This is a genomic window from Vagococcus elongatus (genome assembly GCF_003987645.1).
Classification (GTDB): domain Bacteria; phylum Bacillota; class Bacilli; order Lactobacillales; family Vagococcaceae; genus Vagococcus_A; species Vagococcus_A elongatus.
This window is the reverse complement of the sequence record NZ_NGKA01000048.1, coordinates 1-2329: the sequence shown is the minus strand read 5'-3', so window position 1 is coordinate 2329 and position 2329 is coordinate 1. Positions and strand designations below refer to the sequence as shown.

The 2329-nt window shown below is 45.5% G+C and carries 2 protein-coding genes; both read left to right on the top strand.

Going from position 1 to position 2329, the window contains the following annotated elements; genetic code table 11:
• Nucleotides 1–1048, top strand: a 1048-nt coding sequence (locus CBF29_RS13600) for a MucBP domain-containing protein (RefSeq protein ID WP_211334313.1), incomplete at its 5' end; no start/stop codon positions are given.
• On the top strand, nucleotides 1008–2329 hold a 1322-nt coding region (locus tag CBF29_RS13595; protein ID WP_211334312.1), incomplete at its 3' end, for a MucBP domain-containing protein. The genes CBF29_RS13600 and CBF29_RS13595, both read left to right, overlap by 41 nt.

Below are 2329 nucleotides of genomic sequence, written 5' to 3'. Positions count from 1 at the left end.
TGTTGAAGTCAAAGGGGCACCAGCTGCGGGCGAGTTTAAACCAGAAAGTCAAACCGTCACCTATGTCTATCAACAACAAGGTACCGTCACTGTCCGCTATGTGGACACGGACGATAAAGAGCTTGCAGAACCGATCACTTTGACCGGTGGTGTGAACGAACCGTATCAAACTGAACCAGAAGAAATTTCCGGGTATAAATTTGTTGAAGTCAAAGGGGCACCAGCTACAGGCGAGTTTAAACCAGAAAGTCAAACGGTCACCTATGTCTATCAACAACAAGGTACTGTCACTGTCCGTTATGTGGACACGGAAGACAAAGAGCTTGCTAAACCGATCACTTTGACCGGGGGTGTGAACGAACCATATCAAACTGAACCGGAAGAAATCTCCGGGTATAAATTTGTTGAAGTCAAAGGGGCACCAGCTGCAGGCGAGTTTAAAGCAGAAAGTCAGACCGTCACCTATGTCTATCAACAACAAGGTACTGTCACTGTCCGTTATGTGGACACGGAAGACAAAGAGCTTGCTAAACCGATCACTTTGACCGGTGGTGTGAACGAACCGTATCAAACTGAACCAAAAGAAATTTCCGGGTATAAATTTGTTGAAGTCAAAGGGGCACCAGCTGCAGGCGAGTTTAAAGCAGAAAGTCAAACCGTCACCTATGTCTATCAACAACAAGGTACTGTCACTGTCCGTTATGTGGACACGGAAGACAAAGAGCTTGCTAAACCGATCACTTTGACCGGTGGTGTGAACGAACCGTATCAAACTGAACCAAAAGAAATTTCCGGGTATAAATTTGTTGAAGTCAAAGGGGCGCCAGCTACAGGCGAGTTTAAACCAGAAAGTCAAACGGTCACCTATGTCTATCAACAACAAGGTACCGTCACTGTCCGTTATGTGGACATGGACGATAAAGAGCTTGCTAAACCGATTACTTTGACCGGTGGTGTGAACGAACCTTATGACACAGCACAAAAAGAATTCTCTGGGTATAAATTTGTTGAAGTCAAAGGGGGGGGCACCAGCCACAGGCGAGTTTAAACCAGAGAATCAAACGGTCACCTATGTCTATCAACAACAAGGTACCGTCACTGTCCGTTATGTGGACATGGACGACAAAGAGCTTGCAAAACCAGTCACTTTGACCGGGGGTGTGAACGAACCATATCAAACTGAACCAGAAGAAATCTCCGGGTATAAATTTGTTGAAGTCAAAGGGGCACCAGCTGCTGGGAAATTTAAAGCAGAGAGTCAAACCGTCACCTATGTCTATCAACAACAAGGTACCGTCACTGTACGTTATGTGGACATGGAAGACAAAGAGCTTGCTAAACCGATCACTTTGACCGGTGGTGTGAACGAACCGTATCAAACTGAACCAGAAGAAATCTCCGGGTATAAATTTGTTGAAGTCAAAGGGGCTCCCGCCTCTGGCGAGTTTAAAGCAGAGAGTCAAACCGTCACCTATGTCTATCAACAACAAGGTACCGTCACTGTCCGTTATGTGGACATGGAAGACAAAGAGCTTGCTAAACCAGTCACTTTGACCGGGGGTGTGAACGAACCGTATCAAACTGAACCAGAAGAAATTTCCGGGTATAAATTTGTTGAAGTCAAAGGGGCACCGGCTGCAGGCGAGTTTAAAGCAGAGAGTCAAACCGTCACCTATGTCTATCAACAACAAGGTACCGTCACTGTCCGTTATGTGGACATGGAAGACAAAGAGCTTGCTAAACCAGTCACTTTGACCGGTGGTGTGAACGAACCGTATCAAACTGAACCAGAAGAAATTTCCGGGTATAAATTTGTTGAAGTCAAAGGAGCTCCCGTCTCTGGCGAGTTTAAAGCAGAGAGTCAAACCGTCACCTATGTCTATCAACAACAAGGTACTGTCACTGTCTGTTATGTGGACATGGAAGACAAAGAGCTTGCAAAACCAGTCACTTTGACCGGTGGTGTGAACGAACCTTATGACACAACACAAAAAGAATTCTCCGGATATAAATTTGTTGAAGTCAAAGGGGCACCGGCTGCAGGCGAGTTTAAAGCAGAGAGTCAAACCGTCACCTATGTCTATCAACAACAAGGTACTGTCACTGTCCGTTATGTGGACATGGACGACAAAGAGCTTGCTAAACCGATCACTTTGACAGGTAACGTGAACGAACCTTATGACACAACACAAAAAGAATTCTCTGGGTATAAATTTGTTGAAGTCAAAGGAGCTCCCGCCTCTGGCGAGTTTAAACCAGAAAATCAAACGGTCACCTATGTCTATCAACAACAAGGTACTGTCACTGTCCGTTATGTGGACACGGAAGA